The following is a 23,448-nucleotide window of genomic DNA, read 5'->3' as shown; positions in this document are numbered from 1 at the left end:
CATCCGAGCCGTTTTTTTATTGTCCGAAAATCCATTATTCAGCCGTTGTTACTTTTTAGTTCGTCGTATAGACGGCGCCAATGCGTACCCGCGCATCATTTTCGGATTCCGTTCCTTCGGTGTGGCGCAAACGTAAATCGCCGCTGATTTCAATGTTACCACGCGGTTTTGACTCGGTCCCGACGCCTAACGCCTGCAGTTCGCGCGCGTATTCCTTTTGCGTCGGTGTCAATGCTTCCCGCTGCGCCGGAGTCAAATAACCGTCGCGCAGCATCGCCGCCACGGCGCGCGCCAATTCAAAGCGCGTCAAATGCGGACGTTCGAGCAACGTCGCGTCGTAACCGGGAGCCGCTCCCGCTTCAATCAGCGTCGCCGCCGCCTGATACCCCGCGGTGTAGCGTTCCACTTCATCAAACGAGTTCGGCGCGTAGTGATTATACGCAAACGTTGTCCACGGCATCATGCCGATACCGATGCCGAGCAACAGCGCGGCGACTCTTTTATGCATGCGGCGCCTCCTGCGGATCGACCACAAAACTCTGAATCACCTGCAATAAAGCCTGACGATTCAGATGATTTTTCGATGAATACATCAGCGGCGGATAGTCACCCGGATATTCATGCGCGATCGTCCGAATATTTTTCTGGCGATCGCTTTGCCCGAGTTTATCGGCTTTCGTGCCGATGACTTGCAGGGGCATACCCAAGCCGCGCAGCCACTGGTACGCTTTTTTATCAATCGGCAACTGGGGATGCCGCAAATCGATCAACAGACACATCAATGCCAAGTGTCGCGAGTTCGCCGCATAATCGGCAATAAAACCCGACCACGCATCACGATTCTCGTGACCGGTCTTCGCAAATCCGTACCCCGGCAAGTCTACCAGGTACCAATTCTGTTCGCTTTCGCCTGCATCGCCCGCGCCGTCGACAGCTTGTTTCGAGCGAATGGAAAAATAATTAATTGTGCGCGTTTTACCGGGTTCGCGACTGACCATCGCCAGTCCCCGGTGATTGCACAACGAGTTAATGAGTGATGATTTTCCGACATTGGATCGGCCGATAAAGGCGATCTCTTTCAAATCATCTTTCTTGCATTGCGATAATTTCACCGCGGATAACAAGTAGGATGATTCTACAATACGAAATGATTCCTCTGCCATCGTTACGCCTCACCCCGTTTCTGTTTTACCGGTTCAGACATAGCCTGCTGCAGCACTTCATCCATATGGGAAACGAAATGGAAAACCAAATCGTCACGCACGCTCTGCGGAATATCCGCCAGATCGCGGCGGTTTTCTTTCGGTAAAAGAATCCGGCGAATACCGGCCCGATGCGCCGCCAGCACCTTTTCTTTGATGCCGCCGACGGCAAGCACCTGTCCACGCAAGGTGATTTCACCCGTCATCGCGGTATCGGCTCGTACCGGACATTTCGTCACGGCCGAGGCGATAGCGGTCGCCATCGTGATGCCCGCCGACGGTCCGTCTTTCGGGATCGCGCCTTCGGGTAAATGGATGTGAATATCGATCGTGCGATAAAAATCAGCTGCCAGATGCAACTCTTCCGCCCGACTGCGCACATAGGTGTACGCCGCCTGCGCGGATTCTTTCATCACGTCGCCGAGCTGGCCTGTCAAGATCATTTTACCAGACCCGCTAAACGCCGTCACTTCCGTGTTCAAAACTTCCCCGCCGACCTGCGTCCAGGCGAGTCCCGTCACGCGTCCCACTTCGTCGCGACGATCTTGCGGCGGAGTCAGGTACCGCGCCGGTCCCAACAAGGTTTCGAGATTTTTGACGGTGACAGTGAGCGCTTCTTCCCGCATCACTTTACGTTTCGCCAATTTTCGGCAAACGCTGCCGATCACCTGTTCCAGGTGACGTACGCCCGCTTCGCGCGTGTAATCGCGAATCAAGCGGCGCAGCACCGCCTGACTGAGGCGCACGTCGCTTTTCGCCAGACCGTTTTCCTTGATTTGCCGCGGCAAAAGGTAACGTTTGGCGATTTCCACTTTTTCTTCTTCGGTATAACCCGAAAGCGTAATGACTTCCATACGATCCAACAGCGGCTCCGGAATCGAATTGGTCGTGTTGGCCGTGGTAATGAAAAAGACATTGGAAAAATCGAACGGCAATTCGATGAAATGATCGCTGAACGTGCCGTTTTGCTGCGGGTCGAGCGCCTCCAGTAAAGCCGAGGCGGGATCACCGCGAAAATCGTTACCGAGCTTGTCAATTTCATCCAGCAAAAATACCGGATTTTTCGTCTTCGCGCGCGCAATACCCTGAATCAGTCGTCCGGGTAACGCGCCGATATACGTACGGCGATGGCCGCGGATTTCCGATTCGTCGTGCACGCCGCCGAGCGAAACACGGGTAAATTCCGCGCCGAGCGCACGCGCAATCGATTGCGCCAAACTGGTTTTACCGGTGCCCGGCGGCCCGACAAAGCAAAGAATCGGTCCTTTTTGCGATTGCGTCAACTGCCGCACCGCCAAATGTTCCAAGATCCGCTCTTTGATTTTCGTCAAACCGAAATGGTCCGCGTCCAGTACCGCCTGCGCTTCTTTCAGATCGGTCGCGAACGTGCTTTCCGTGTTCCACGGCAAGTCAAAGATCCAGTCCAGATAGTTGCGCAAAACGGCCGCATCCGGTGTCAAAGGCGGCGTTTTTTCCAGACGTTTGATTTCTTTTTCAATTTTTTCCGCGGACGCGGCGGGCAGCTCGATCGCCGCCAACTTTTTACGGTACTCGTCAACTTCCTCGTCAATCTCCATGTGATCGCCGAGCTCGTCACGAATAACGCGCAATTTTTCACGCAAATAGTATTCGCGCTGATTTTTATCCATGCCTTGGCGAACTTCCGCGTTCAGCTTTTTCTCCAGCGCGGCGATTTCCTGCTCCGCCAAGAGAAATTTGCGTACGGCCACCAGCCTACGCTCTACGGAAAGTTCCGCGAGAATACGCTGCCGTACGGCCGGTGCAAGCGGCAAGTACATCGTGACGAAGTCAGCCACTTCACCCGGGTCCGTCAATGCTTCAAATTGCGCAAGCGCATCGTTTTCCATCGTGATTTGGGCGTGCTCCAACCACTCGCCGAACCGCTTAACCACATCGCGGCGATAAGTTTCCAACAGAGGTGAATCGCTTTCTTCAAGCACGCAGTCGATCACTTCCGCCGTTTGCCACGCACCCGTCGCTTCGATATCTAGCAGATGAACCCGCGTAACCCCTTCTAAAAGTACCCGCAGCACGCCGTCCGGCAGCTGCAAGATTTGTTTTACTTTACCGATGGTGCCCATGGTATACAAATCGTCAATACCCGGGTTGTCCGTATCCATATGACGCTGCATCACGCAGGCCACATAGCCGTCGCCCTGCATCGCCTCGCGCACGGCGGCTACCGATTGCGGCCGACCGACTTCGATACCGGTCACCATCTGGGGGAAAAGCGTCACATCACGTAAAGGCAACAACGGAAATTTCATGCTGCCCTCGATTTTATTTTGCGCCATATTCCCTCCTTATCTGATTACTATAAAACAAACGGGCTCCCGGAGGAACCCGTTTTTACTCAACCTGCGAGCGATATACCAGTTCCGGCTCCGCTCCGTCCTGAATGGTTTCTTTTGTCACCGTCGCCTGCTTCACGTTTTTCAGCGTCGGCACCTCAAACATCACGTTGCGCATCACTTTCTCAATGATGGCTCGCAAACCGCGCGCGCCGGTGTTGCGAGCGAGCGCTTCATCGGCAATAGCGGAAAGCGCGTCCGGCGTAAACGTCAGCTCCACGCCGTCCATTTCCAACAATTTACGGTATTGCTTGACAAGCGCATTCTTCGGCTCCGTCAAAATTCTGAGCAAGGCTTTTTTATCCAACGGATCGAGCGTGACAAGCACGGGCAAACGGCCGATGAATTCCGGAATCAAACCGAAATTCAGCAGATCTTCCGGCTGCACATGCGTCAGGATCTCCGCCACATTCTGTTCCTCTTTGCGGACGATATCCGCGCCGAAACCGATCGTCTTTTTCGCCATGCGTCGCGAAATGTAACGGTCGATCCCGTCAAACGCGCCGCCGCAAATGAAGAGAATGTTCGTCGTATCGATCATGATCATTTCCTGGTTGGGGTGCTTGCGCCCGCCCTGTGGAGGAACACTTGCGACCGTCCCCTCCAAAATCTTGAGCAGCGCCTGTTGCACGCCTTCCCCGGAAACGTCACGCGTGATCGATGTGTTTTCCGTGCGTTTCGCGATTTTATCGATCTCGTCGATATAGATAATCCCGCGTTGCGCGCGTTCAATATCATAATCCGCCGCCTGAATCAGTCGCAGCAAAATATTTTCCACGTCGTCGCCGACATAGCCCGCCTGCGTCAAACTGGTCGCGTCGGCAATCGCGAACGGCACATTCAGAAACCGCGCCAGCGTTTGCGCGAGCAGCGTTTTACCGCTGCCGGTCGGACCGATCAACACGATATTGGATTTTTGCAATTCGACATCATCGGAGTCGACATCGCTCTGCAACCGTTTGTAATGGTTGTACACGGCGACCGCCAAACTTTTCTTGGCGTCCTCCTGACCGATGACGTATTGGTCCAGTTGGTCTTTAATTTCGCGCGGTAACGGTACTACCAGTTCTTCCGCGCTCGCCTTGTGTTCGGCGCGCAATTCTTCTTGCAAAATGTGTTCGCACACGCCGATACATTCATCGCAGATATAGACCCCGGGACCGGCAATTAATTTTTTGACTTCATCGTTGGACCGGCCGCAAAAACTGCAGACCGGTGGTGTAGCAGTAGTATTGCGCACATGTCCTCCTTATTTCGTCGCGGCACCCGGCGGGGGCAACGGACGATCGAGAACTTCGTCAACCAGGCCGTATTTCAGCGCTTCTGCCGCTGAAAGGAAATGGTCGCGTTCGGTATCATTATTGATTTCATCGAGCGTACGCCCCGTGTGGCGTGCCAAAATGTTGTTCAATTCTTCGCGCATGCGCAGGATTTCGCGGGCATGAATTTCAATCTCCGTCGCCTGTCCCTGCACGCCGCCGAGCGGCTGGTGAATCATGACGCGCGAATGCGGCAACGCGTAGCGTTTTCCGGTCGCGCCGGACGCCAAGAGAACGGCTCCCATGCTGGCAGCCGAACCGACGCAAATCGTCGAGACGTCGGGCTTGATGTATTGCATGGTGTCGTAAATCGCAAGTCCTGCGGTAACGACGCCGCCGGGACTGTTCACATAGATGTGAATGTCTTTGTCCGGACTTTCCGCTTCCAAAAATAACAGTTGAGCGATCACGATGTTGGCGACATTGTCGTCAATCGGACCCCCTAAAAAGACAATGCGGTCTTTGAGCAGACGGGAGTAAATGTCATAGGAACGTTCGCCCCGCGCCGTTTGCTCTACCACAATCGGTACATAATTCAATGAATCCACCTCGTTATTCTTTACAGAAGAAAACGACGGTCTTATTTTTCCGCTTTTTCAGCGTCTTTTTCTTCGTTGTCTGCATCTTTAGCAGCTTTTTTGGTCGCTGCTTTTTTAGCGCCGGCTTTTTTCGCCGGTTTTTCTTCTTTTTCCGCTACTTCTTCATGATCATGTTTCGCGTTGTTGATGATGAAGGCAGCCGCTTTACGACGCGCTACGGTACCCGCGAGCATCGAAATGCGTCCTTCTTTTTGGATGATGCCCCAGACATCTTTCGGATCCGCGCCGAAATTCTGCGCCATCTGGTACACTTCCATGTTCATATCTTCCGGCGTTACATGAATGTCTTCCGCTTGGCAAATAGCTTCCAATACCAAGTCCGTTTTGACATTGACAAGAGCCGCTTCGCGATAGTTTTCACGCAATTTTTCCAGCGAGTTTTTCGACTGTTCCAGGTAGTCTTCAAATTTCATGTTGCGGCTTTCCAAATTCAGTTTGAGCTCTTCGACCATCTGATCGATGCGGCTTTCCACCATCGCATTCGGAATATCCGTTTCCGCGTTATCGACCGCCGTTTTGATCAATTTGTTCTGGAATTCTTCGCGGTCATGGTTGTCGATATTTTCCTGCATCTGCTGACGAACCATTGCTTTCAGTTCAGCAAGCGTTTCGAACGAGCTTGCGGTTTTCGCAAATTCATCGTTCAATTCCGGCATTTCACGGCGTTTTACGTCCAACACATTGACCGCAAATTCCGCGTCTTTGCCGGCGAGTTCCTGCACGAAATATTCTTTCGGGAACTGTACTTTGACCGTCACTTCATCGCCCGCTTTGTGGCCGATCAGCTGTTCTTCAAAGCCCGGAATGAAGCTGCCGGAACCGATTTCGAGCGGATAGGATTTGCCTTCACCGCCGTCAAACGGTTTGCCGTCGATCGAGCCTTTGAAGTCGATCATCGCCAGATCGCCGTTCGCTAATTCCGCGCCTTCGGCAACGGTCAGTTTGGCATGCTGTTTGGCAATGGCTTCCAGCTGTTCGTCGACCATTTTATCGGTGACTTTCTGATGTTTATGTTCGACGTTCAATTCTTTGTAGTCGCCCAATTTGACTTCCGGTTTTTTGATGAAGGTGACTTTGAATTTCATGTCCTTGCCTTCTTCAAACTGTTCCACGTCCACGTCGGCGCGGGTAACCGGTACCAAATTCTGTTCGCGCAACGCTTCGTCGTAATATTTATTGACGATCAGATCGCTGGCTTCCGCCATGATCGCGTCTTTACCGAAATGCGCTTCCAAAATTTTGCGCGGCGTTTTACCTTTACGGAACCCCGGAATGGTTACCTGGTTGCTGATACGTTGTACTGCCGATTGGATACCCTGGTTAACAGCATCCGCCGGTACTTCAATCAACAAAGATACCTGGTGCTGATCTACCGGTTTAACTTCTACTTTCATCTAAATATGTCCTCCTTTAAATGCAGTCATAGCAATCTCATTTTCATATACTCATAAAATAAATATTACCATATAACCATCAAAATGACAACCGCCCCTCGCGCGGAGCGGTTGTCAGTAAGAGATACGACAGTACGATTAGCGCAGCGGCTTAACCGGCGTGATAACTTCCAAACCATGCATGTACGGACGCAGGGCTTTCGGTACGATGACCGAGCCGTCCTGCTGCTGATTGTTTTCCAAAATCGCCGCGACCGTGCGCCCGACGGCAAGACCCGAACCGTTCAAAGTATGTACGTACTCGGGTTTATCTTTGGCGCTGCGACGGAATTTGATGTTGGCGCGACGCGCCTGGAATGCTTCACAGTTCGAGCAGGAAGAAATTTCGCGATAGGTTTCCTGGGCAGGCATCCACACTTCGATATCATATGTCTTCGCGGCGGAGAAACCGATATCACCGGTGCAAAGAGTGATGACGCGATACGGCAACGCCAGTCGGCGCAAGATCTGTTCCGCTTCGAGCGTCATGGATTCAAGCTCCTCGTAGGATTCTTCCGGCTTCGCGAATTTGACCATTTCCACCTTGTGGAACTGGTGCTGGCGAATCAGACCGCGCGTATCACGTCCCGCCGATCCCGCCTCCGCGCGGAAGCACGGCGTAAGAGCGCAGAGACGCTGCGGCAAAACTTCGCCGTTGATAATTTCATCGCGATGGAAGTTCGTCAGCGGTACTTCCGCCGTCGGTGTCAGGTAGTACGGCAGACCTTCCAATTTGAACATGTCTTCCGCAAACTTCGGCAGCTGGCCGGTACCGATCATGCTGTCTTCATTGATGATGTACGGCGGAATGACTTCGGTAAAACCGAATTCCTGCGTGTGCATACCCAGCATGAAACTGTACACCGCGCGTTCCAGTTGCGCGCCCGCGCCGAGGTAGTAGTGGAAGCGCGTGCCCGTAACTTTCGCGGCCGTTTCCGGATCCAAAATGCCCAGACCCGCGCCGATATCCCAATGAGCTTTCACTTCAAAGCCGAATTCGCGCGGCGTGCCGTAGCGACGTACTTCGACATTATCGTTTTCATCTTCGCCCACCGGTACGCTGGCATCGCAAATATTCGGAATTTCAAGCATCTGTTGATGGAGTTTTTCCTCCACATCACGCAACCGTTGATCATGGCCCGTGATCGCATCGCTGACTTTTTTCATGCGGGCGATGATCTCGGATGCGTCGCCGCCCTCTTTTTTGCATTTGGCGATTTCCTTGCTCGCCGCGTTGCGATCGGCTTTCCATTGCTCCACTTCTACAAGCAGCGTGCGGCGTTCTTCGTCCAAGCGGATAATTTCATCCACATCGGCGTCATGATGACGATTTTTCAAATTTTCCCGTACCCGATCGGCATTTTCTCGAATCCATTTAATATCCAGCATAATATCGCTCCTTTTTATTTCTAAACAACTTTATCTCACGTCTTTGTAAAGACAGTATTAAAGGCTTTTTTGCTCCGTTTGACTGTACAAATAACCGAGGTGCGTATTGACATTGACCGCGAGCACTCGCCAGCCGCCGTCGTAAGTCAGCACATTGACGCAACCGTTATCCTGTTGAATCTGCCAAAAATGGCTGAGATCGAGCCCGAGAATCCGGCAAAGCGCCACCTTGTTCACCGCGTCATGCGCCACCACCAGCAGCGTTTTACCGTCATACTGCGTACGGTAGCGCACCAACGCGCGCTCGACACGCCGTGCGACATCATGCAGCGATTCGCCTTGCGGCATCGTCACCGTCTGCGGCTTTATGCGCCAGGCGGTGAGACGATCACCGTCGGCGTGCGCTACTTCCGCCACCAATTTCCCTTCCCAGGCGCCGTGAGCGATCTCCGTCAGATCCGCGTCGGCAACGACGGGAAGTCCATGCCACTTGGCGCAATACTCCGCCGTCTCCCGCGCGCGGCGCAACGGACTCGCCAATACCGCGTCGATCGGCACCGCGCGTAAACTCTCGCCAAGCTTTTGGCCCTGCGTGTGCCCGAGATCGGAAAGTTCGGTATCAACCTGTCCCTGGTAGCGTCCTTCAAGATTCCATTTCGTCTCGCCATGCCGCGCCAACAGCAGTCGTAACATCGGCATCCCTCCCGTCTCTTTTTGCCGTTCCGGCGCTCATCGGCCGCGCCGTTGCGCATGAAATATACGTTTCGTTACCGATGGCGTTGCGCATAATCGTCCATCCAGTCGGCCAGTTTTTCGACCCCTTCCCGGGGTACGGCATTGTAGAGCGAGATGCGCAACCCGCCGACGCGACGATGCCCTTGGATGCCGACAAAGCCGGCTGCGGCCGCTGCCCGCACAAAACCTTCTGTCTTGGCTTCGTCACACAATGTAAACACCGCGTTCATCCGCGATCGGTATGTGTGTTCGGCGTGCGGTCGATAGACTTCGGGATAGCGATCGAGTACTTCATAAATCCGCCCGGACTTCGCCTGCGCGCGGCGGTCCATTTCCGCCACACCACCCTGCGCTTCGACCCATTGCAACGCGAGTCCCAAAACATATATCGCGTACGTCGGCGGCGTATTGAAAATCGAGTCCGCCTCCGCATGCGTGCGGTATTGTAAAATTTTCGGCAAGCGTTCATTGCCTTTGGCCATCCAGTCGCGATCAATAATGACGATCGTCACGCCGGCGATGCCGATATTTTTTTGCGCGCCCGCATAAATCAAGCCGAACTGTCCGACATCAAGCGGTCGCGACAGCAAATCCGAACTCATATCGGCGACCAACGGCACGCCGAGTTGTGGAAAGACCCGGTACGCCGTGCCGTAAATCGTATTATTCGACGTAATATGCACGTAGGACGTGTCTTCTTTCACATGGAAATCCATGGGAATCGTGCGGTACCCGCCCGCGCTCACAGCCGTCACTTTGTAAGTCGCGCCGTACAAACTCGCCTGCTGCATCGCATTGTTGGCCCAGATGCCGGTATCGGCATAGCCGAGCCGACCGCCTTTGGCGAAATTCGCCGGAATCATCACGAATTGATGACTGGCGCCGCCTTGCAGAAAAAGAACATCATGCGTCGCGGGTATCGCGAGCAGTTTACGCAAGCGTTCCCGCGCGTCCTGATGCAAACGCTGATAGGCATCGCTGCGGTGCGAAAGCTCCATGACACCCATGCCGGTGTCACGGTAGTTCATCATTTCCGCGGCGGCCTGTTGAAGCACTTCTGCCGGCAGCGCGCCCGTTCCGGCATGAAAATTAAATACGCGTTCCGTCATATAAATCCTCCCCCGCTCGCACTCTTCATAGCGCGCACCATGTCGTGAATAACGAGCGGCATGTGACCAATATTTTCGGTAATAAAAAAGCTCCCATCCTCACTGGGACGAGAGATCTCGCGGTGCCACCCAAATTGCCTACGGCCAACTTTGTTACGCTGTATCGGGCGTGCCCGCCAGGCTCTTCACCTGTTGCTCCGGAGCGGAACCTCGTAACGTACGGACAGGCTTGCACCACCGCCTGCTCTCTGTGCCTTCGGTTACGGATATTCTCCTTCGTGGCATTGCTTTTTTAATTAGCCAAAGCGTATCACAAAGCCTCGTGAATGTCAACACGCGCCATTGCCTACGCACAAAAAAGCGGTATGCACCGCTTTTTTCAAATTATATGTTTCCTTTCAGGCCGACGATTTCCGCGCGTTTCTGTAAACCTTTGATTGTTTCCGCAAAAAATTCCTGGCGCTCCATACCGAGCATTTCACAACCCTGTGTGATCACATCACGATTGCAACCGGCGGCGAAATGTTTATCCTTAAATTTTTTCGTGAGCGATTTCACCGTCAGATCCAATACCGATTTGCTCGGCCGCAACAGACAGGCGGCATTGATAATGCCCGTAAGTTCGTCCACCGCATAGAGCGTTTTTTCCAGCGTCGTTTCCGGTTTGACATCCGTCACCATGCCGTAACCGTGCGACATAATAGCGCGAATGTAGGTTTCGTCCCAACCTTCTTTTTCCAGAATCTGCTTCGTCACCGCGCAATGCTGATCCGGATAGCGATCATAATCCAAATCATGGCAAAGACCGATCACGCCCCATTTTTCCCGATCCTCCGCACCGAAATAATCGGCAAAATGCAACATCGCCGCTTCCACTTGCAGCGCGTGGCGAATAAGTGCCTGGGAGTCCGTGTATTCCAGTAAAAGTTGTTTCGCCTGTTCCCGTGTCGGTTTCATTGCAACACTCCCCTTCCGTTTTTCATCACTATACCACGCATTTCCGGCAAACACAAAACAGACACGAAAAAGGAGCGGTCGCCGCCGCTCCTTTTTATGCTCCGGTAAAACCGGATATTGTTTATGATTTACCGACTGCTTTTTACAGTTTAATGCTCATGCCGCGGTTACCGAATTTGTGAATGGTGTCGACAAAACGAACGGTGCCCGTCTTGTAGCGCATCACGACGGTCTGTGTACGCGCGCCGCCGCCGAAATACTGAATACCGCGCAATGTATTGCCCGGGGTAATCGCAGTGGCGGAGAAGATGCAGTCGTCGCCTTTCACAAGATCGTCAATGGTAAACACCTGATGAATATCCGCTACGCCCATTTCTTTGGCGCGACGTACTTCTTCATCGCTGTGCGGCACCAAACGTCCCTGCATGTCGCCGCCGAGGCATTTCAAAGCGGCCGCGGCCAAAACGCCTTCCGGCGCGCCGCCGGTACCGATGAGCATATGCACACCCGAACCTTCAATGCCGACTTCGATCGCCGGCGTGACATCGCCGTCCGTGATCAAACGGATTCGCGCGCCCGCTTCACGGCAATCACGAATAATATCGGCATGTCGTTCCCGATCCAAGATGACGACGCTCAAGTCATCGACCGAGCGTTCCATCGCTTCCGCAACCCGGCGCAGATTTTCTTTGACCGGCGCGTTGATATCAATGCGTCCGGCCGCACGCGGTCCGACCGCGATTTTTTCCATGTACATATCCGGAGCGTGCAAAAGGCAACCGCGCGGGGCAATCGCAAGTACCGCAATGGCGCCGTTTTGTCCTTTGGCGACCAGGTTGGTACCTTCGAGCGGATCGACCGCGATATCCACCGAGTCACCGCCGAGACCTACCTTTTCACCGATGTAAAGCATCGGTGCTTCGTCCATTTCTCCTTCGCCGATGACGACTTCACCGTCGATGTGCACTTTTTCAAATTCGCTGCGCATACCATCAACAGCGAGCTGATCGGCGCCGATCTTATCGCCGCGACCGACCAGGCGTCCGCATTTGATCGCCGCCGCTTCGGTGACTCGTACAAATTCCAGTGTCAAAATCCTGTCCATTACTTGCGCCTCCTACTTTGTCTTTTGTGTCACTTGCCGCCAGTCTTCCGCAAAACGCTCGATCCCCGCTTTCGTCAACGGGTGTTCAAGCGCCGCCAAAAGCACTTTATACGGGACCGTCGCAATGTGCGCTCCCGCCAGAGCGGCTTCGGTAATATCGAGCGGACGTCGGATGCTCGCTGCGATAATTTCCGTTGCAATATGATGTTCTTTGAAAATAGTCGCAATCGTGCGCACGAGCTCAGACCCGTTCGCGCCGATGTCATCCAGCCGTCCGATGAAGGGACTGACAAACGCAGCGCCCGCACGCGCCGCTAAAAGCGCCTGGCTCGCGTTAAAAATCAACGTGACATTGACTTTGATGCCTTCATCAGCCAGTACACGCGTAGCCGCCAAACCTTCCGCTGTAAGCGGTACCTTGACCGTTACTTGCGGCGCCACTTTCGCCCATTCGCGACCTTCGCGCACCATACCGTCCGCATCTTCCGCCAATACTTCCGCGCTGATCGGACCGTCCACAAAAGAAGCTATTTCCTGAATAACTTTTTTGGGGTCCTGACCCGCTTTTGCCATCAGCGACGGATTCGTCGTTACGCCGGCCACCACTCCCAGACGGTGCGCCGCGCGAATTTCATCCACAATCGCCGTATCAATAAAAAATTTCATTCCGTTCACCCTTCATCACAATCGATATTTATTGTAGCACAAACGACATCATTACGCTTTGTCACAGTTCTCCTGCGAGCATTTTTTCGGCCCGACAGATATTTCCAAAAGAAAGCCGTCAAAACCGTAATGAAAACTACCGGCATCAAGAATGCCATGCCGATCAGAAATAAGATCAACCGCATAGAAATCGCCTCCTTGACCGTACGGTTGGTTTGTTATCCTCATTGTAGCACGAAACGAAGCGCGCCGCCGACTTGAAACCGAGTTGTACGCCCGCTACAATGAACGCGAGGTGAAACCATGCATTTACTCGCAGCAGGCGACAGCTTAACTTACGGATTTGACGTGCCGATGCCTTCCCGCTGGCTGAGCAAATTGGCCGCGGCATTACCGGACCTGCAGGTTACCAATTTGGGCATGTGCGGCGCGGGACTGGATCAGGTGCTGCAACGCACCGAACGAACGTTGCGCGAACCCGTCGCGTACGATCTGTTGTTTTTAATGGCGGGCAGCAACGATATCATGCAAGACGCAGAAAACGAGCAGCCGGTGGATATCCGACCGCTCGTCCGAAAAATTACCGCCTTCGCATCCGCTCATGCCGCATTGCCCATCGTCATCGGCATTCCGCCGGAGATTACAAAAGAGGCGATCTACACCGGCTGGCAAAGCGCGCCCGCCTTTCCTTACGCGGTCGCCGCGTTCCAAGAATACGGTGACGCGCTCGTGCGCGCATTTCCGCAGGCGACGCTCGATTTTCGCCGTCTTCTCGCCTCCAACGAATACGATGACGGAGTCCATCCGAATATCTACGGCTACGCCAAAATGGCGAAGCACGCGCAAACTTATTTTGCCTCTTCCAACTCGTAAAGCACGTTGGCCAGGCGCGCGAATTCCTCCAAACTGAATGTTTCGCCGCGTCGACCGCCGTCGATCTCCGTCCGCGCCAACAACGCATCCGCCGTCGCTGACTCATAGCCGGCGGCTTTTATATTATTACGAAACGTTTTGCGGCGTTGCGCGAAGGCGATTTTCACCAGACGGAAAAGCAGTTTTTCATCCCGCACGTCCACCGGCGGTTGCTTACGCGGAATAAATTCCACGACGCTTGAGACGACATTCGGCGCGGGCCAAAACGATTCCGGTTCGACATCGAAAAGCACGTGCGCTTCCGTGTAGTACTGCACCGCGAGCGTGATCGCGCCGTACGCTTTCGTACCGGGGCTTGCCGCCAAACGTTCCGCCACTTCGCGCTGCATCATCAGCACCAGACGCACCAGCGGCAACTTCTGCTCCAAAAGGTACATCAGAATCGGCGTCGTAATATAGTACGGCAAGTTGGCCGCGACGGTAAAAGGTGTATCCCCCATCAGCGCGCGCACGTCCGTTTTCAAAATATCTCCCGGGACAATTCGCACATTCGGATACGCCGCGAGCGTTTCCGCCAAAATTTCCGGCAGTTTCGGATCCAATTCCACCGCCGTGACCTGCGCTCCCGTGCGCGCCAATCCCTGCGTCAGCGTGCCAATGCCGGGACCGATCTCCAAAACACGGTCATCGGGTCCGAGTTCCGCCGCGTCGACAATGTCTTCAACAACCTCGGGACGAATCAGAAAATTCTGTCCCCATTTTTTTTGCATGCGTAAACCGAAATGCTCGGTCAGGCGACGAATCGTTCCTTTGCGTGCGAGTTCATATTCCATCGGTCTGCTCCTCCCGAAGAGCTTGCGCCCATTCTTCACGGGTGACGCCGTAATGATTCAGACGCACCAAAAAACGTTTGGCATTCGCGTAACCGATGCCGAGCCGCGCGCCGAGACGCGCCCGAAGTGCGGCCGCATCATGCGTACCCGCCGCGCCCGCCTGCCACAAATCCGCCACCGTAAAATGCGCCTCGTTCGTCGGCGCGATGCTGCGCACTTTGCTGAGAGCGCTGCGAATGGCCTCAGGGCTCGCCTGTTCGATGCCCAAATCATCGTTGGCAATCGCGTCCTCTTTCGGCACGAACGCATGCTTGGCCTCCGGAAAGCGCTGCGTCAAATAGCGACGAATACGCTCCCCCGCGCCGTCCGGATCGGTGAGAATAATAATTCCGCACCGCCGGTACGCCGCTTCAATATCCGAAAGCGTTTCCGGGCTCAGGCCAAATCCGTATGTCGGAATGATTTCCGCATCTACCGCCTGACGCACGCGGACAATATCCGATTTTCCTTCAACAATAATGACTTCTTTGATTTTCATAATAAAAGTGTAGCATAGCGCGCGGAAAAATTAAACGTGTACGACACGTATTGCGACTTTTTACCGCACTGTTTCCTTTCCACGAAAAAATCCCGTCGAATGACGGGATTTTTCAGTTTTCACCCGGAATACGCAACGTGCCGACGATTTCCGAAATATCTTTGACACCTTCCGCATCGCACCAGGCGGCCATTTCGCCCGCGATTTTTACGCAGGCGGCCGGATCGCGCATTGTCGCCGTGCCGACGGAGACGCAGTCGGCGCCGACCATCATGAATTCGATGGCGTCCAACCCTGTCATGATACCGCCCAAACCGCAAATCGGAATATGGACCGTTTGCGCGACTTCCCAGACCAAACGCAAGGCCATCGGCTTAACGCACGGGCCGGAAAGTCCGCCGGTGACGTTGCCCAGCAGCGGCCGCCGCGTTTTCGCATCAATCGCCAGTCCCATAAAGGTATTGACAAGTGATACCGCATCCGCGCCCGCTTCTTCCACGGCGCTCGCGATGACGCGGATATCCGTCACGTTCGGACTCAATTTCACGACGACGGGAAGCCGCGTGTGATCTTTCACCGCGCGCGTCACTTCCGCCGCCGCGTGCGGATCGACACCGAAACTCATCCCGCCTTTTTTCACATTCGGGCAGGAAATATTTACTTCCAGAAAATCGACCGGCTCATCGTTCAGACGTTCCGCCATGTACGCGTAATCCGCCACCGTATTGCCGGAAATATTCGCCATCACGCGAATGGACGACGCGGCGTGAATCTGCGGCAAAATATCCGTGCAAAACGCTTCTACGCCGGGATTTTCCAAACCGATGCAGTTTAAAATTCCGGCCGGCGTTTCGGCAATCCGCACACCCGCATTGCCGCGTCGCGGTTCCCGTGTCAGTCCCTTGACCGATACGGCGCCGACCTGATCCAAGTCAAGATAGGGTGCGTATTCGAGTCCGAATCCGAACGTGCCCGAGGCGGCGATAATCGGCGTCGCCATCGTGACCCCGCAAAAATTGACGGCTATATTCGCGCTCACAGGATCACCTCCCGGCTGTCAAAAACAGGACCTTCCTGACATACTTTCGCATGCGTTCCATCCTTACGATCGCACACGCAGGCGTAGCAACCGCCGGTGCCGCAACCCATCCGCCGTTCGAACGAAACTTCGCAGGGCACACCGGCCGCATAGGCCGCGGCGGCGACTTTACTCATCAAAATAGTCGGCCCGCAGCAAAGCACCCGATCAAACTCGCCGGATGCGAGCAGCGCCGGCACAAGATCCACCGCATAGCCGTGATGACCGACCGAACCGTCGTCCGTAGTCAACAACAAATCGTTGATCGTGTCGGGAAAATAGTCCCGCCAAAACAGTTCTTCCCGACTGCGACCGCCGATGATGACGGTAGCGGTTCCCGCCGCCGCCTGTTGCGCGGCGAAAAGGATCGGGGCGATCCCCACTCCGCCGCCGACCATTAACATTTTTCCGTCCAGCGTAAATGTCGTGCCGCGCGGACCGAGCACATCGATTTCGTCGTCCGCGCGCATCTGCGTCATCAGTTCCGTGCCGCGGCCGACAACGCGATAGACCATTTCTACCAATCCGTTTTCGCGATCGACGCGCGACGGCGAAAATGGACGCCGCAGCAACGGATCCCAGCCGCGTGCCGTGCGCACGTGTAAAAACTGACCCGGCCGTGTCGTTTGCGCCAAACGCGGCAGCTCCGCCACCAGCCGATACATATCGGCAGAAACGCGTTCATTCGTCCGAATCGGTCCGACTTCAAGCGCGTTCATGACGCCGCTCCTTTTGGTAGTCCTGAATGGCTTTGACGCTCGGCAAATCATTGTTTTTCCGTTCGCGCAACACGCGCACTACTTCGCGCATCGTGTCGAGCGAGGTCACGCAGGGAATACCGAGTTCGACGGCCATGCGACGCAGACGGAAACCTTCGCGTTCCGGACGTTTGCCGTACGTGATTGTATTGACCACCATGTCGACGGAACCGTCGCGCAATAATGTCGCGCAAGTGACGTCGCCGCCTTCATGCATTTTATTGACGATTTGTACGGGAATGCCTTTTTCTTCCAAGTAGCTGCCCGTGCCGTGCGTCGCCATGATGTGGTACCCGTGTTCGACAAACTCCGCAGCGAGTTGCGCGGTTTCCTCTTTATCGCGGTCGCTAACCGTAATCAGCACATTGCCGCCGTCGGGAATGCCCATGTACGCGCCGACGATCGCGCGATACAACGAGTCGGAATACGTTTTGCCGATTCCCATGACTTCACCGGTCGATTTCATTTCCGGTCCGAGCGCGATTTCTACCAGACCGAGTTTAGCGAACGAGAATACCGGCGCTTTGGCCGCTACATAATCAGGCGTCGGCGCCAGCCCCGGCGTGATGCCGAGTTCAGGCAAGGTCTTGCCGACACAAATACCGGTCGCAAGCGCGATCAGGTTGTAACCCGTCACTTTACTCATGAAAGGCACCGTGCGACTCGAACGCGGATTGACTTCGATCACGTACAGTTGACCGCCGGCGATGATGTATTGGATATTGACAATGCCGCGAATCTCCAACGCGCGCGCAATGCGTTCCGTGTGTTCGACCACTTCATCGATTTTGGCCTGATCAATATGTTGCGGCGGGAATACGGCGATACTGTCGCCCGAGTGAACGCCCGCGCGTTCGATCTGTTCCATGATGCCCGGGATAAAGACGTTTTCACCGTCGCACAGCGCATCGACTTCGAGTTCGCGGCCGACGAGGTATTCATCAATCAAAACCGGATGCTCGGACGATGCGACTACGGCTTCCCGCAGGTAGGTATCGAGTTCGCGCGGTTGGTAAACGATCTGCATCGCGCGTCCGCCGAGCACATAGCTCGGCCGTACGATCAACGGATATTTCAACTTTTTGGTAGCTTCATGCGCTTCCGCAAGCGATGTCACCATGCACCCGCGCGGACGTTCGATGTGGAGCGATTCAAGCAATGCGTCGAAGCGTTTGCGGTCTTCCGCCAGATCCACGCCGTCGACATCGGTCCCCAACAAAGGCGCGTTGTGCGCCGCGAGTTGCCCCGCCAAATTAATCGCGGTCTGCCCGCCGAACTGAGTAATAACGCCTTGCGGCTGTTCTTTTTCAATAATCTGGCAAACGTCTTCCGGCACCAGCGGTTCAAAATACAGCGCGTCGGACATATCAAAGTCGGTGGAAACCGTTTCCGGGTTATTATTGACCATGATGGAATGATAACCGTAACGTTTCAACGCGCGAATCGCCTGCACGGAGCAGTAGTCGAATTCCACGCCCTGGCCGATGCGGATAGGCCCCGAACCGAGGACCATGACGCTGTTTTCCTGCGGAGTGACTTCATCAGCCACACCGTACGCCGAGTAGTAGTACGGCGATGCGGCATCGAATTCCGCCGCGCAGGTATCGACCATGCGATACGAGGCGGTAATATGTTTCTGTTTGCGCAATGCGGCTACTTCGCTTTCTTCCACATGCGTCAGTTGCGCGATGCGGTGATCCGAAAAGCCGAGGTACTTCGCCAATTCCACATGTTCCTGCAGCAAACCTTCGTTCATCAGCTTGCGTTCGCAGTTGACGATGCGCTGGATCTGCGTGATAAAGAACGGGTCAATCTTGGTCGTGTGATGAATTTCCTGCACATCAAACCCGCGCCGCAACGCTTCGGCAATGACGAAAAGCCGTTCATCGTCCACGCGCCGTAAAAGCATTTTGATATCGTAGTGGGATAAGTGTTCCAACTTCGGCAAATAGAGCGAATCTGTGCCGGTTTCGAGCGATCTCACCGCTTTCTGCAAGCCGGCGGGGACATTCGTCGCCAATGCCATGACTTCGCCGGTCGCTTTCATCTGCGTACCGAGTTCGCGATCCGCCAGATTGAATTTTTCAAACGGCCAACGCGGAATTTTAATGACGATGTAGTCAAGTGTCGGTTCAAACGCCGCTTTCGTTTTGCCGGTAACGGCGTTTTCGATTTCGCCGAGCGATTTGCCGAGCGCCACCTTCGCCGCCACTTTCGCAATCGGGTAACCGGTCGCTTTGGACGCAAGCGCGGACGAGCGGCTCATGCGCGGATTGACTTCGATGACATAGTACTGATTCGAATGCGGATCGAGCGCGTACTGCACGTTGCAGCCGCCTTCAATTTCCAAATAGCGAATAATATCCAGCGACGCCGTGCGCAACATATGATGCTGCTTATCGGTCAGAGTCTGGCTCGGCGCAATGACGATGCTGTCGCCGGTGTGAACCCCGACAGGATCGATATTTTCCATATTACAAATAATGATGCAGTTGTCATCGCTGTCGCGCATGACTTCATATTCCAATTCTTTCCAGCCGGCGACCGAGCGTTCCACCAAAATTTGGTGAATCGGGCTCAGCACCAAACCGCGCTGACCGATTTCGCGCATTTCCGTTTCGTTGTGTACGACGCCGCCGCCGGTACCGCCCAACGTAAACGCCGGACGAATAATCAGCGGGTAGCCGATCGTTTCCGCAAAAGTCAACGCTTCGTTTAACGTGTTGCAAGTGCGGCTTTCCGGCACCGGCTGACCGATTTGCTGCATCGCTTCCTTAAATAATTCGCGGTCTTCCGCCTGCCGGATCGCGTCCATGCGCGTGCCCAAAAGTTCCACATCGTATTTTTCCAAGATGCCTTTGTCGAAAAGTTCCATCGCGAGATTCAAACCGGTTTGGCCGCCCAGTGTCGCCAGGATCCCGTCCGGACGTTCCTGCGCGATGACCGATGTGACAAAATCAAGCGTCAGCGGTTCGATGTACACGCGATCGGCGATATCCGTATCCGTCATGATTGTCGCCGGGTTGCTGTTGATCAGAACGACTTCACAGCCCTCTTCTTTTAATGACAGGCAAGCCTGCGTACCGGCATAGTCGAATTCCGCGGCCTGACCGATGACGATCGGGCCGGAGCCGATCACGAGAACTTTCTTGATTTCTTTACTCATGCGCGTTCTCCTTTCAGGCTTTTCATCCAATCCGTAAATAAGTATTCGTTGTCCGTCGGTCCCGGCGCCGCTTCGGGATGGTACTGAATCCCCTGAATCGGCAGTGTGCGGTGACGGAAGCCTTCGATCGTACCGTCATTCAACGAGCGGTGCGTAACCACGAGCTCCGCCGGAAAATTTTCTTCACTGACGGCGTAACCGTGGTTTTGCGCCGTCATCGTGATTTTTTTCGTGGCAAGATCGATGACCGGGTGGTTCGCGCCGCGATGACCGAAGGGTAATTTAAAAGTGACCGCGCCCAACGCCTGAGCAAGCAACTGATGGCCCATGCAAATACCGAACATCGGCACTTTACCGACGAGCTCACGCAAGGTTTGGATCGTATCGGGCACATCCGCGGGGTTGCCCGGGCCGTTGCTGATGAAAACGCCGTCCGGCTGAGTCGCGAGGATCTGTGCCGCTTTGGTTTGCGCCGGCACGACCGTCAAATGGCAGTCCGCCGCCACGAGATGATCCAGCATGCGCCGTTTAATGCCGCAGTCGATCACGGTAACGCGCAACCGACCTTCGCCCATTTTATAAGCGACCGGCGTTGTCACCCGCGCGATCTGATCCTGCGGCAAAGGATGCGCAAGCGCTTCTTTCACATAATTTTCTTCCGCGGCTGTCGCAAGCACCCCGATCGGTGTGCCTTCTTTACGAATCGCGCGGGTGATCGCCCGGGTATCCGCGCCAATCAGCACCGGAATCTGATTCGCCTTGAAAAATCGGCCCAGCGAATCTTCGCTTTCCCAGTTGCTCGGGAAACGTGTCAATTCTGAAACGATAGCGCCCGAAATCGACGGCCTTTCGCCCTGCCAAATGTGGTGATTGACACCGTAGTTACCGATCAGAGGATAGGTCAACGTTAAAATCTGGTCGGTATAGGAAGGATCCGTGTAGGACTCCTCATAGCCTGTCATCGCCGTATTAAAAACGACTTCCGCCGCTTTACTGTGTCCGCCGACAAGGTAACCCGGAAAATTCCGGCCGTCCGCCAAGTACAGATATCCTTCTTTCATCGTACAGCTCCTTCCCGCATTACCTGTTCACCGTCCACCCACGTCTGCACGGCGCGACCGGTCAGGGTCTTGCCCGCGAACGGAGAAAACAGCGATTTCGTATATAATTTTTCCGGTTCCACCGTCCATTGGCTCTGCGGCGCGATGACGGTAATATCCGCCGGCGCGCCCGCTTGCAACACGCCCGCTTCTTGCTGTAAAAGTCGCGCCGGCTGCACGGACATCGCGTCGACCAGCCGCTCCCAGTCGATGTGACCGGGGGTAAGCGCGTACGTAATGACAGCGGCGAGCGATGTTTCCAAGCCGCTCATGCCGTTCGGCGCGCAGCAGAACGGTACGTCTTTTTCTTCATCGGCATGCGGCGAATGGTCCGTCACAATCGCATCGATCGTGCCGTCCGCCAGCGCTGCCAGCAACGCTTGACGATCATCTTCTTCGCGTAACGGCGGCGCCACTTTAAACGCCGCGTCGTAATTTTTAATTTCGGCATCGGTCAGCGCCAAATGATGCGCCGTCACTTCGCAGGTAACGCGGACACCGCGTTGTTTCGCCGCTCGAATGAGTTCCACGGCATGCGCGGAGCTCACGTGCGCGATATGAATATGCGCGCCCGTCATTTCGGCAAGCAAAATGTCGCGAGCAACGGCGATATCTTCCGCCGCGCGCGGTCGTCCGACAACGCCCAGCGCCGTCGAAACTTTGCCTTCATGCATAAAACCCTGCGCCGCCATCGTCCAATCTTCCGCATGGTCGATGATCATTTTGCCGTAGGTGTCGGCATATTCCATCGCGCGGCGCATGAAGTCCGCGCTTTCCACATAGTGGCCGTCATCCGAAAACGCCACGGCGCCGGCGAGAGCCAAATCGCCCATGTCGCTTAAAACGCGTCCTTCCAAATTTTTGGAAACCGCGCCGATGATGTCCACTTTCACGCGTCCTTCCGCGCGGGCGCGTTCTTTTACGCCGTTAAAGGTGACGAGGTCATCAATGACGGGCGTGGTATTGGCCATAGTGACGACGCGCGTGAACCCGCCGGCCGCCGCCGCCTGCGTACCGGTTGTCATGGATTCTTTCGCTTCCTGCCCCGGTTCGCGCAAATGAACGTGCATATCGATCAAACCCGGCGTGACGTAGCAATCGGTTACGTCAATCACTTCGACGCCGTCGGTCGCCGTAATGGTTTCGCCGACACTGAGGATCTTACCGTCTTCAAAAAGCACATCGCCGACCGTCTTTTGGCCTGCGGCGGGATTGATAATCGTGCCGTTCTTAAGCAAGCGCTTCAATGCCGTTACCCCCATTCAATACTTCATTTAAAATAGCCATCCGTACGCACACGCCGTTTTTGACCTGCGTCTGTAAAAAGGCGTTTTGCGCATACGCCAATTCATGCGAAATTTCCACGCCGCGATTAATCGGGCCCGGATGCATGATCATCGCGTCCGGCGCCACCTCTTGCAACAGCGCGCTCGAGATCCCGTAGGTCCGCGCATATTCGCGATTATTCGGAATGAAACCCGCCGCCGCGCGTTCGTTTTGCAAGCGCAAAATCTGAATCGCATCGGCGTCTCGCAGCGCTTCTTTCAGATCCGTGTGCAGAATCGCGCCGAGCTCGGCGAATTCGCGCGGCACCAATGTCCGCGGACCGACCATATGCACTTCGGCTCCGAGTTTGGTAAAGCCGGCCAAATCGCTGCGCGCGACGCGCGAGTGCAGAATGTCGCCGACGATAACATATTTAAGTCCTTTAATCCTGCCTTTCTGTTCCCGCACGGTGAAGAGGTCCAAAAGTCCCTGCGACGGGTGCGCGTGCAAACCGTCACCGGCATTGATGACGACCGGAAAATGCGGGAAACGTTTACCGATTTCCACCGCATAGGCCGCGGCGCCCGATGCTTCATGACGCATGACGATCGCGTCCGCCGCCAACGCCGCCACCGTCAATAACGTATCGCGGAGGCTTTCGCCCTTGGTCATTGAACTGGTGCTTTTATTGATATTAATAACATCCGCCCCGAGGTATTTCCCTGCGAGCTCAAAGGAACTGCGCGTGCGTGTCGAATTTTCGGAAAACACATTGACAATCGCTTTGCCTCGTAATAAATCCGTTTTTTTGGCGCCGCTGGCAATGAATTTTTTCATTGCCAGCGCTTGCGTCAAAATCGCTTCGATTTCCGCCGCCGTAAGTGACGCCAAATCAATCAGCGAACGACCTTGCCAGTCGACCATGCTGTTGCCTCCTCATAAAAAAACCT

21 protein-coding genes are annotated in these 23,448 nt (G+C 54.8%); 1 reads left to right on the top strand and 20 read right to left on the bottom strand.

What is annotated here, in order from left to right; all coding sequences use genetic code 11:
• Positions 1–55: 55 nt before the first annotated feature.
• From HNR45_RS03185 to fsa, 12 genes are all read right to left on the bottom strand, one after another.
• Positions 56–508 carry a hypothetical protein gene (locus HNR45_RS03185; protein WP_159822948.1) on the bottom strand — a complete coding sequence of 151 codons (453 nt, stop codon included), beginning with the start codon at positions 506–508 and terminating at the stop codon, positions 56–58.
• Positions 501–1,163 (bottom strand): ribosome biogenesis GTP-binding protein YihA/YsxC, encoded by a 663-nt coding sequence (gene yihA / locus HNR45_RS03180; RefSeq protein WP_024048299.1) that lies wholly within the window; start codon positions 1,161–1,163, stop codon positions 501–503. The genes HNR45_RS03185 and yihA overlap by 8 nt, the downstream gene beginning before the upstream one ends.
• Positions 1,164–1,165: 2 nt before the next feature.
• A complete protein-coding gene (gene lon / locus HNR45_RS03175; RefSeq protein ID WP_159822950.1) occupies positions 1,166–3,517 on the bottom strand; it encodes an endopeptidase La in 2,352 nt (783 codons plus the stop codon).
• Positions 3,518–3,572: 55 nt separating this feature from the next.
• Complete coding sequence (gene clpX / locus HNR45_RS03170; RefSeq protein ID WP_159822952.1) at positions 3,573–4,814, bottom strand: ATP-dependent Clp protease ATP-binding subunit ClpX; 1,242 nt, start codon at positions 4,812–4,814, stop codon at positions 3,573–3,575.
• A gap of 9 nt (positions 4,815–4,823) precedes the next feature.
• The gene (gene clpP / locus HNR45_RS03165; RefSeq protein ID WP_024047950.1) at positions 4,824–5,432 is read right to left on the bottom strand and encodes an ATP-dependent Clp endopeptidase proteolytic subunit ClpP; all 609 of its coding nucleotides are present in this window, start codon (positions 5,430–5,432) and stop codon (positions 4,824–4,826) included.
• A 41-nt stretch (positions 5,433–5,473) separates the two neighbouring features.
• Positions 5,474–6,886, bottom strand: a complete 1,413-nt coding sequence (gene tig, locus HNR45_RS03160; RefSeq protein ID WP_159822954.1) for a trigger factor — start codon at positions 6,884–6,886, stop codon at positions 5,474–5,476.
• A gap of 138 nt (positions 6,887–7,024) precedes the next feature.
• Positions 7,025–8,314, bottom strand: coding sequence for a serine--tRNA ligase (serS, locus tag HNR45_RS03155; RefSeq protein WP_159822956.1), 1,290 nt, complete (start codon positions 8,312–8,314; stop codon positions 7,025–7,027).
• Positions 8,315–8,371: 57 nt separating this feature from the next.
• The gene (locus HNR45_RS03150) at positions 8,372–9,007 is read right to left on the bottom strand and encodes a histidine phosphatase family protein (protein WP_159822958.1); all 636 of its coding nucleotides are present in this window, start codon (positions 9,005–9,007) and stop codon (positions 8,372–8,374) included.
• A gap of 74 nt (positions 9,008–9,081) precedes the next feature.
• Positions 9,082–10,158: a 3-phosphoserine/phosphohydroxythreonine transaminase gene (gene serC, locus HNR45_RS03145; protein ID WP_159822960.1), complete on the bottom strand. Its 1,077-nt coding sequence runs from the start codon at positions 10,156–10,158 to the stop codon at positions 9,082–9,084.
• Positions 10,159–10,542: 384 nt separating this feature from the next.
• The gene (locus HNR45_RS03140) at positions 10,543–11,115 is read right to left on the bottom strand and encodes an HD domain-containing protein (protein WP_159822962.1); all 573 of its coding nucleotides are present in this window, start codon (positions 11,113–11,115) and stop codon (positions 10,543–10,545) included.
• Positions 11,116–11,257: 142 nt separating this feature from the next.
• Positions 11,258–12,220 (bottom strand): class II fructose-bisphosphatase, encoded by a 963-nt coding sequence (gene glpX / locus HNR45_RS03135; RefSeq protein ID WP_024048722.1) that lies wholly within the window; start codon positions 12,218–12,220, stop codon positions 11,258–11,260.
• 12 nt (positions 12,221–12,232) lie between these two features.
• A complete protein-coding gene (fsa, locus tag HNR45_RS03130; protein ID WP_024048723.1) occupies positions 12,233–12,886 on the bottom strand; it encodes a fructose-6-phosphate aldolase in 654 nt (217 codons plus the stop codon).
• Positions 12,887–13,189: 303 nt separating this feature from the next.
• Between fsa and HNR45_RS03125 the strand changes: the two genes are divergently transcribed.
• A complete protein-coding gene (locus tag HNR45_RS03125) occupies positions 13,190–13,759 on the top strand; it encodes an SGNH/GDSL hydrolase family protein (RefSeq protein WP_159822964.1) in 570 nt (189 codons plus the stop codon).
• On the opposite strand, the gene rsmA is transcribed toward HNR45_RS03125, so the two are convergent.
• The 8 genes from rsmA to HNR45_RS03085 form a co-directional block, all read right to left on the bottom strand.
• Positions 13,735–14,592, bottom strand: a complete 858-nt coding sequence (gene rsmA / locus HNR45_RS03120) for a 16S rRNA (adenine(1518)-N(6)/adenine(1519)-N(6))-dimethyltransferase RsmA (protein ID WP_159822966.1) — start codon at positions 14,590–14,592, stop codon at positions 13,735–13,737. The genes HNR45_RS03125 and rsmA overlap by 25 nt on opposite strands.
• Entirely contained in the window at positions 14,582–15,130 is a 549-nt protein-coding gene (rnmV, locus tag HNR45_RS03115) for a ribonuclease M5 (protein ID WP_159822968.1), read from the bottom strand. Before rnmV ends, rsmA begins: the two co-directional genes overlap by 11 nt.
• A 112-nt stretch (positions 15,131–15,242) precedes the next feature.
• Entirely contained in the window at positions 15,243–16,169 is a 927-nt protein-coding gene (locus HNR45_RS03110; RefSeq protein WP_159822970.1) for a dihydroorotate dehydrogenase, read from the bottom strand.
• Positions 16,166–16,927: a dihydroorotate dehydrogenase electron transfer subunit gene (locus tag HNR45_RS03105; protein ID WP_235020624.1), complete on the bottom strand. Its 762-nt coding sequence runs from the start codon at positions 16,925–16,927 to the stop codon at positions 16,166–16,168. Before HNR45_RS03105 ends, HNR45_RS03110 begins: the two co-directional genes overlap by 4 nt.
• On the bottom strand, positions 16,914–20,132 hold the full coding sequence (gene carB / locus HNR45_RS03100) for a carbamoyl-phosphate synthase large subunit (protein WP_159822974.1): 3,219 nt from the start codon (positions 20,130–20,132) through the stop codon (positions 16,914–16,916). The genes HNR45_RS03105 and carB overlap by 14 nt, the downstream gene beginning before the upstream one ends.
• On the bottom strand, positions 20,129–21,193 hold the full coding sequence (gene carA, locus HNR45_RS03095; RefSeq protein WP_159822976.1) for a glutamine-hydrolyzing carbamoyl-phosphate synthase small subunit: 1,065 nt from the start codon (positions 21,191–21,193) through the stop codon (positions 20,129–20,131). The genes carB and carA overlap by 4 nt, the downstream gene beginning before the upstream one ends.
• On the bottom strand, positions 21,190–22,479 hold the full coding sequence (locus tag HNR45_RS03090) for a dihydroorotase (protein ID WP_159822978.1): 1,290 nt from the start codon (positions 22,477–22,479) through the stop codon (positions 21,190–21,192). Before HNR45_RS03090 ends, carA begins: the two co-directional genes overlap by 4 nt.
• Positions 22,463–23,422 (bottom strand): aspartate carbamoyltransferase catalytic subunit, encoded by a 960-nt coding sequence (locus tag HNR45_RS03085; RefSeq protein ID WP_159822980.1) that lies wholly within the window; start codon positions 23,420–23,422, stop codon positions 22,463–22,465. The genes HNR45_RS03090 and HNR45_RS03085 overlap by 17 nt, the downstream gene beginning before the upstream one ends.
• Positions 23,423–23,448: the final 26 nt, after the last annotated feature.

The organism is Negativicoccus succinicivorans (assembly GCF_014207605.1).
Classification (GTDB): Bacteria; Bacillota; Negativicutes; order Veillonellales; family Negativicoccaceae; genus Negativicoccus; species Negativicoccus succinicivorans.
The sequence above is the reverse complement of the archived record's forward strand: the minus strand, read 5'-3'. Positions and strand labels throughout refer to the sequence as shown.

What these genes read in the sequence shown, in the direction of transcription:
- carB (WP_159822974.1), bottom strand. Translation starts at nt 20,132, where the DNA reads ATGAGTAAAGAAATCAAGAAAGTTCTCGTGATCGGCTCCGGCCCGATC.
- yihA (WP_024048299.1), bottom strand. Translation starts at nt 1,163, where the DNA reads ATGGCAGAGGAATCATTTCGTATTGTAGAATCATCCTACTTGTTATCC.
- serS (WP_159822956.1), bottom strand. Translation starts at nt 8,314, where the DNA reads ATGCTGGATATTAAATGGATTCGAGAAAATGCCGATCGGGTACGGGAA.
- glpX (WP_024048722.1), bottom strand. Translation starts at nt 12,220, where the DNA reads ATGGACAGGATTTTGACACTGGAATTTGTACGAGTCACCGAAGCGGCG.
- HNR45_RS03085 (WP_159822980.1), bottom strand. Translation starts at nt 23,422, where the DNA reads ATGGTCGACTGGCAAGGTCGTTCGCTGATTGATTTGGCGTCACTTACG.
- HNR45_RS03125 (WP_159822964.1), top strand. Translation starts at nt 13,190, where the DNA reads ATGCATTTACTCGCAGCAGGCGACAGCTTAACTTACGGATTTGACGTG.
- rnmV (WP_159822968.1), bottom strand. Translation starts at nt 15,130, where the DNA reads ATGAAAATCAAAGAAGTCATTATTGTTGAAGGAAAATCGGATATTGTC.
- HNR45_RS03105 (WP_235020624.1), bottom strand. Translation starts at nt 16,927, where the DNA reads ATGAACGCGCTTGAAGTCGGACCGATTCGGACGAATGAACGCGTTTCT.
- carA (WP_159822976.1), bottom strand. Translation starts at nt 21,193, where the DNA reads ATGAAAGAAGGATATCTGTACTTGGCGGACGGCCGGAATTTTCCGGGT.
- HNR45_RS03150 (WP_159822958.1), bottom strand. Translation starts at nt 9,007, where the DNA reads ATGTTACGACTGCTGTTGGCGCGGCATGGCGAGACGAAATGGAATCTT.
- tig (WP_159822954.1), bottom strand. Translation starts at nt 6,886, where the DNA reads ATGAAAGTAGAAGTTAAACCGGTAGATCAGCACCAGGTATCTTTGTTG.
- HNR45_RS03185 (WP_159822948.1), bottom strand. Translation starts at nt 508, where the DNA reads ATGCATAAAAGAGTCGCCGCGCTGTTGCTCGGCATCGGTATCGGCATG.
- fsa (WP_024048723.1), bottom strand. Translation starts at nt 12,886, where the DNA reads ATGAAATTTTTTATTGATACGGCGATTGTGGATGAAATTCGCGCGGCG.
- rsmA (WP_159822966.1), bottom strand. Translation starts at nt 14,592, where the DNA reads ATGGAATATGAACTCGCACGCAAAGGAACGATTCGTCGCCTGACCGAG.
- lon (WP_159822950.1), bottom strand. Translation starts at nt 3,517, where the DNA reads ATGGCGCAAAATAAAATCGAGGGCAGCATGAAATTTCCGTTGTTGCCT.
- HNR45_RS03140 (WP_159822962.1), bottom strand. Translation starts at nt 11,115, where the DNA reads ATGAAACCGACACGGGAACAGGCGAAACAACTTTTACTGGAATACACG.
- serC (WP_159822960.1), bottom strand. Translation starts at nt 10,158, where the DNA reads ATGACGGAACGCGTATTTAATTTTCATGCCGGAACGGGCGCGCTGCCG.